Source organism: uncultured Mobiluncus sp., from assembly GCF_963511525.1.
GTDB lineage: Bacteria > Actinomycetota > Actinomycetes > Actinomycetales > Actinomycetaceae > Mobiluncus.
Genome location: NZ_CAUPIY010000011.1, coordinates 79,723 through 85,881 on the forward strand (window position 1 = coordinate 79,723; position 6,159 = coordinate 85,881).

The 6,159-nt window shown below is 58.2% G+C and carries 6 protein-coding genes; all 6 read left to right on the plus strand.

Annotated elements, in window-relative coordinates; genetic code table 11:
- Positions 1-3 precede the first annotated feature (3 nt).
- A complete protein-coding gene (gene pstC / locus RQ935_RS08325; RefSeq protein WP_311497966.1) occupies positions 4-1,074 on the plus strand; it encodes a phosphate ABC transporter permease subunit PstC in 1,071 nt (356 codons plus the stop codon).
- On the plus strand, positions 1,071-2,138 hold the full coding sequence (pstA, locus tag RQ935_RS08330; protein WP_308536138.1) for a phosphate ABC transporter permease PstA: 1,068 nt from the start codon (positions 1,071-1,073) through the stop codon (positions 2,136-2,138). The genes pstC and pstA overlap by 4 nt, the downstream gene beginning before the upstream one ends.
- Positions 2,139-2,144: 6 nt before the next feature.
- Positions 2,145-2,948, plus strand: coding sequence for a phosphate ABC transporter ATP-binding protein PstB (gene pstB, locus RQ935_RS08335; RefSeq protein ID WP_311497967.1), 804 nt, complete (start codon positions 2,145-2,147; stop codon positions 2,946-2,948).
- Between the two features lie 86 nt (positions 2,949-3,034).
- Complete coding sequence (gene phoU / locus RQ935_RS08340; RefSeq protein WP_311497968.1) at positions 3,035-3,700, plus strand: phosphate signaling complex protein PhoU; 666 nt, start codon at positions 3,035-3,037, stop codon at positions 3,698-3,700.
- Positions 3,701-3,728: 28 nt separating this feature from the next.
- Positions 3,729-4,412, plus strand: a complete 684-nt coding sequence (locus RQ935_RS08345; RefSeq protein ID WP_297724265.1) for a winged helix-turn-helix domain-containing protein — start codon at positions 3,729-3,731, stop codon at positions 4,410-4,412.
- A 42-nt stretch (positions 4,413-4,454) separates the two neighbouring features.
- Positions 4,455-6,011, plus strand: a complete 1,557-nt coding sequence (locus RQ935_RS08350; protein ID WP_311497969.1) for an ATP-binding protein — start codon at positions 4,455-4,457, stop codon at positions 6,009-6,011.
- The last annotated feature ends 148 nt before the right edge of the window (positions 6,012-6,159 follow it).

The following is a 6,159-nucleotide window of genomic DNA, read 5'->3' on the forward strand; positions in this document are numbered from 1 at the left end:
CAAATGGCTACCACAGCTTCTTCGGTGCGGGAGCCTGAATCGACGGAAACAATGATGACTGAACCTAACGTGTCCACTCGTCTTGAATCCACAGATTCAGCGCTCCCGCAGGCGCGTAATTCCGCGGCGGATCCATCTCTGACCCGGCCGCGGTTCGACTCGAGCGGGGCGGACAAACGTTTCCGTTTGGCAAACAAAATCGGCGGTTCTGCCGTGGCGATTGCGGGTGTTTTCCTGATTGTGCTAACGGTCGTTATTGGCCTGTTCCTGCTGTACAAAGGTTCTTTCACCTTTACCGCGTTCCAGCACACGGTGGGAGAATTCCTGTTTTCCCCGGACTGGGAACCGCAGGACAGCCCGGACTTGACTCTGCGCGGCAGTGTCGGCGCCCTCATCTTTATTCTGGGTTCGCTGATGACCTGCTTCCTGGGCCTGGCCATCGCTACGCCTTTCGCGTTGGGAGCCGCCGTGTTCATTACAGAGATTGCTCCCCGCGCGGGTGAGCGCCTGTTCCGTCCCGCGGTGGAACTGTTCCTCGGCATCCCTTCCGTGGTTTACGGCTGGGTCGGTTTGACCGTCCTGGTGCCATTTATTCGTGACTTTTTTCACGCCCCCCTGGGCGGCTATTCGGTCCTGGCGGCGGGCATCGTCCTGGCGGTCATGATTTTCCCGACCATCACCACTGTTTCCGCCGACGCGATTACCGCGGTTCCTTACGATTATCGCGAGGCGGCCTACGGCTTGGGTTCTACCCGCTGGCAGTCGATTTACCACATTGTCCTGCCCGCGGCCAAGAAGGGCATTTTGACCGGCATTATCCTCGGTCTGGCCAGGGCTTTTGGCGAAGCTCTGGCGGTCGCGATGGTCATCGGCAAAACTCGCGCCTTGCCCGCAGACATCCTCTCTCCGACCAGTTCGCTGACCACGGCGATTACCGCCGACATGGGCAACACCACCAACGGCGGGGAACACAACTCGGCGCTGTGGACCATGGCTTTGCTGCTGTTCCTCATCTCGATGTTCTTTATCTTTGTGATCCACATCATCGGCGCGGAAAGGAAGCAGAATCAATGAGTACCGCTACGACTACCGCTTCGGGTCTTTCCGCCCAGATGGAACACCGTATTCGCCGTGCCAAGAGCGTCAACAACCTGATGACCGGCGTCTTTGGCGCTATCGGGGGTTTCTTCCTGATGTTGATTGTGGCGCTGGCGGCCTACATCGTGGTTCGCGGCCTGCTGAGTTTTGACCCCGTGTTCCTCAGTTTCAGCCGTGACGGCATCATGAACCAGGTGTTCAACACCGTTTACCTGGTGTTTTTGTCCCTGATTGTTTCCGTTGCCCTCGGTGTTCCCGCCGGAATCTACATGGCTGAATACGCTCCAGAAAATCGCTGGACCGGGTTCATCCGCATCTCTATCGAGTCGTTGTCCTCCCTGCCCTCCATCGTGGTCGGCCTGTTCGGTTACTTGGTCTTTATCCTCATGGTGGGCCAACAGTGGAACTTGCTGGCTGGCGCTTTGGCGGTTTCGATTCTGAATCTGCCCTTGGTCACCACGTCCACCGAGTCGGCTCTCCGGGCACTGCCCTCGGACCTGAAATATGGTTCGGCGGCCTTGGGCGCGACCCACTGGACCACCATCGTGCGGGTGCAGCTCCCGGCGGCCCTCCCCCACCTGATGACAGGGGTGGTGCTGGCAGCAGAGCGTGGTTTCGGGGAGGCTGCCGCCCTGCTCTACACCGCCGGTATGTCCACCAACATCAACTGGTCCTCCACAGACATTACCTCCCCCACCAACGCGTTCAACCCCATGCGTCCCGGCGAAACCCTTTCGCTGCACGTGTGGGCGATGCGTACCGAAGCGGTGGAACCCAACGCGGTGGACATCGCTAACTTCTCAGCCGCGGTGCTGGTGCTGATTGCCCTCCTATTCTCGATTTTAGCTCGCACCATCACCAAGCGGGTTCACGCCAGCCTGGCGGGCTTGTCTGACCAGGCTCCCAAGGGCGGCAAAGGCAAGTGGCGTAAGGCTAACTCCGACACTCCCGTCCCCACTACCGACACGGTGAACCATGCCGAACCGACTATTGACGCGTCGAACTTCACCGACCGTTTCCACCCTAAAGGAAAGGAATAACCACTCATGACTGGGCAAACTAACGTTTTGGAGTCCCCCGCGGCGCCCAAAATTTCGACCACCGCCAAGTTTTCCGCACGTGACCTGCACCTGCATTACGGCGACTTTGAGGCTCTCAAGGGAGTCAACATCGACATTCAGCCCCGCAAAATTACGGCTTTGATTGGTCCGTCGGGCTGCGGCAAGTCGACCTTCCTGAAAACCTTGAACCGAATGAATGACCTGGTCAAGGGCGTCAGCATCACCGGACAGGTTCTGCTCGACGGCGCGGATATTTTCAAGGATATGGACGCCATCGCCCTGCGCAAGCGGGTGGGCATGGTGTTCCAGCAGCCTAACCCGTTCCCCAAGTCGGTCTTTGACAATATCGCCTACGGGCCGCGCATTAACGGGATTCGCAATCATCGGGAACTGAGCGACATCGTGGAGCGTTCCCTGCGTCAAGCCGCGATTTGGGACGAGCTAAAGGATCGCTTGCAAAAGTCCGCCGTGGGACTTTCCGGTGGTCAGCAGCAGCGCCTGTGTATCGCCCGCGCTTTGGCTACCGAACCGGACGTTATCTTGATGGACGAACCGACCTCCGCTCTCGACCCGATTTCTACCTCCAAGATTGAGGAACTGGTCGTGGATCTGGCTCGGGATTACACCATCGTGATTGTGACCCACAATATGCAGCAGGCTTCGCGCATCGCCGACAACACGGCGTTCTTCCTGCTGGGCGAACTGGTGGAGTACAACGATACGGAAACTCTGTTCAGCGTGCCTTCGGACAAACGCACCGAGGACTACATCACGGGTCGGTTCAGCTAACACCGTGGTTTCGCGCGTCCGGCAGATTCCGCGGGGTGCGTCAGGAAAATAAAGTTTTGAGTTATGAAACAGAAAGTAGAGAGGTAATGCGTTCCCGATTCGATCAACAACTCATGCAGCTCAAAGAAATGCTGGTTGAGACCGGAGAGCTCTGCGAACAGGCCATCAGTCAGACCATGGTGGCCTTGTCCAGTTCCAGCGATGAAATCGCTCGTGAAGTGATCCGGGCTGATGCCCACATCGATCAGATGGAGCGAGACATTGAGCACTTGTGCCTGAAATTGCTGTTGCAGCAGCAGCCGGTGGCCGGGGATTTACGCCAGGTTTCCGCCGCTCTCAAAATGATTACCGACATGGAGCGTATCGGCGACCAGGCCGCGGATATTGCGGAAATCGTGAAGTCTACGGATATGTCCCTGGTGCGAGGATTCCCCAAAATCCCTCAGATGGCAGCGAAAACTGCTGAGATGGTCCACGACGCGGTGAAGTCTTTTGTCGACCGCGACCTGGCTTTGGCTACCGCCACCCAAGCGGCAGACGACGCGGTAGACCGGATGTTTGATGAGGTCGCCACCGAGATGATTGATTTCATTGTGCATGCTGACGCGGCGGACGCCCAAAAGGCTATCGACGTCATCATGATTGCCAAATACTTGGAACGTATCGGCGACCACGCCACGAACATCGCTGAGTGGGTGGATTTCGCAATTACGGGGGTACACGATGTCATCTTCGACACAAAATCCGCCTGAATCGGGCGCTCCCTGGAATAATGGAAGTGTGATTTATTTTGTCGAGGACGACCTGAACATTCGGGATCTGGTTGTTTACACCCTCGGTTCCACCGGTTTTACCGCTCGGGGTTTCGCTGATTATCGGGAATTTCGCGAAGCGATGGCACAGCTGCTCCCGGAAATGATTTTGCTGGACATTATGCTGCCTGGCGTTGATGGCATCCAGATTTTGCGCCGGATTCGGGCCAACCCGGAAACCGAGGGCATTCCGGTCATCATGGTCACGGCGAAAGGCGCCGAGTTCGACAAGGTCAAGTCCTTGGATCTGGGTGCGGACGACTACATCACCAAGCCCTTTGGCATGATGGAGCTGGTGTCACGAGTCCGGGCGGTGTTGCGCCGCGTGTCTCGCCCCGCCGACCCCGCTGCTGAGGACGAGGAAATCCTCACCATCGGCACTATTGACCTGAACCTGCCCCGCCACACGGTCGCTGTTGAGGGCCGAGAGGTGAAACTGACTCTAAAGGAGTACCAGCTGTTAGAGGAACTCATGAGCCAGCCGGGGATTTTGTTTTCCCGCGACAAATTGCTGGATTCCATCTGGGGATACAGTTTCCACGGCGAGACGCGCACGGTCGATGTGCATATTCGCACGCTACGCAAGAAGCTCGGCGCGGCCGCGAAACACATCCAAACCGTGCGCGGCGTTGGATATAAGATTTCCGAATAAAGGCGCTCTTAGCCCAGCCGCCACCGAATCAAGGGAGATTTCATGCGACGCAAGATCCTGGGGGCTATCTCAGGTATTTCCGCCATAGCTCTGGTGCTTGCTTATGTTGGCTCTGTCGTGTTCTTTTATGGGGTCAATCGCACCAACATTTTGGATGCCCTGACCGAGGAAGGCGACCTGTTGGCGCTGAGCCTGGAACACCATACCGATGATATTCAGACCCAGATGCTCACCGACTTTCACCGTCAGACTCCCGGGGTTCGCCTGACCTTGGTAGCCGGTGACGGTGAGGTTCTCTATGATTCCGAAGTTCCCGCCGCTCAGATGGCCAACCACGCGAGCCGGCCTGAGATTGTCTCGGCTTTGCGGCGCCTGGCTTCCGGGTTGGGCTCCGATATCGTGGTGCGTGATTCTGACACTCTCGGCGAGGATATGTGCTACTACGCGCGGGCTATCCCGTCGGGCAAAATCGTCCGCGTGGCGCGTCCCGTCCGCACGTTTTATGCCACGGCCCTGTCCGGGTTGCCGATTTTGGGCGGCATTGCCCTAGGTGTGTTCGGGCTGTCTTTCCTCATTGCGCGGCGTCAGGCCCGCCTCATCGTCGAGCCGCTGGAACAGATTGACCTGAACCATCCGCTCTCGGGCACCCCTTATGACCGCGACCGGCTGCCCGAGATTGGGCGGCACACCGGGGTGTTCGGAAACTCCAGCGTTTTCGGCGGCGGCGGGGTCTTCGGCTCGGGAGCCTACACCGACACGAAACCGGAAGACGAGCCGAACCATTCTGAGTCGGCGGCGCCTCCCCTCCCCCACGCTATGCTCCAGGCCTACGGCAAGGACCACGAAACAGTCCCGATTTACCCCGAGTTTTTGCCGCTGCTGCAACGTCTGGAACATCAGAATCGGGACAAGGAGGCGGCCGCGCGTTCTCGCCGCGAGTTTTCCGCTAACGTGTCTCACGAGTTGAAAACCCCGCTGACATCCATCTCTGGATATGCCGAGATTATTCGTAACGGTTTGGTGAAAGATGAGGACATTCCGGGTTTTGCCGAGCGTATTCACCAGGAGTCCTCCCGCCTGCTAGACCTGATTGGCGACATCATGGAGCTGTCTCGGCTGGACGAGGGTGGTCTGCCGTCAGAAGCGGGGGAGGTCGAGTTGTTTGATTTGTGCCGCACGGTGGTGGAGCGGCTGCAGCCTCGTGCCGCGTCTTTCGATGTCAAGCTGACCCTCTCCGGTTCACACACGACGCTCACCGGGGTGGAGCCGCTCCTGGGTGAGATGGTGTATAACCTGGTAGACAACGCGATCAAGTACAATCGCGAGGGCGGCGAGGTGAACGTTTGGGCGGGGACTCATCTGGGCAGGCCCCAGCTGGTCGTGACCGACACGGGTATCGGGATTCCTTATGAGGACCAGGAGCGCGTGTTTGAGCGGTTTTATCGGGTGGATAAGTCCCATTCGCGACAGACCGGGGGTACCGGTTTGGGGCTCTCTATCGTCAAGCACGCCGCTATCCTGCATTCGGCGGAGATCACGGTGCACTCGACCCCGGGCCAGGGCACGCGCATCGAAGTGACCTTCCCGGACGCGCCCTGAATCCGGCTCCGCTCAGCGTGACAGACATGGCCGCTGACGCGTGGTGCCCATGTCACTACTTTCTGGGGCTTGTCATAGTTAAAAGTGTGTGTAAGCCGTGGTGCCTCATGTCAATTTGAGCGCGAAAGTTAGGTTGTGCGTCATTTAG

Bases quoted from the DNA above. Each gene is read 5' to 3' on its own strand.
- pstC (WP_311497966.1), top strand. From the start codon at position 4: ATGGCTACCACAGCTTCTTCGGTGCGGGAGCCTGAATCGACGGAAACA.
- pstA (WP_308536138.1), top strand. From the start codon at position 1,071: ATGAGTACCGCTACGACTACCGCTTCGGGTCTTTCCGCCCAGATGGAA.
- pstB (WP_311497967.1), top strand. From the start codon at position 2,145: ATGACTGGGCAAACTAACGTTTTGGAGTCCCCCGCGGCGCCCAAAATT.
- phoU (WP_311497968.1), top strand. From the start codon at position 3,035: ATGCGTTCCCGATTCGATCAACAACTCATGCAGCTCAAAGAAATGCTG.
- RQ935_RS08350 (WP_311497969.1), top strand. From the start codon at position 4,455: ATGCGACGCAAGATCCTGGGGGCTATCTCAGGTATTTCCGCCATAGCT.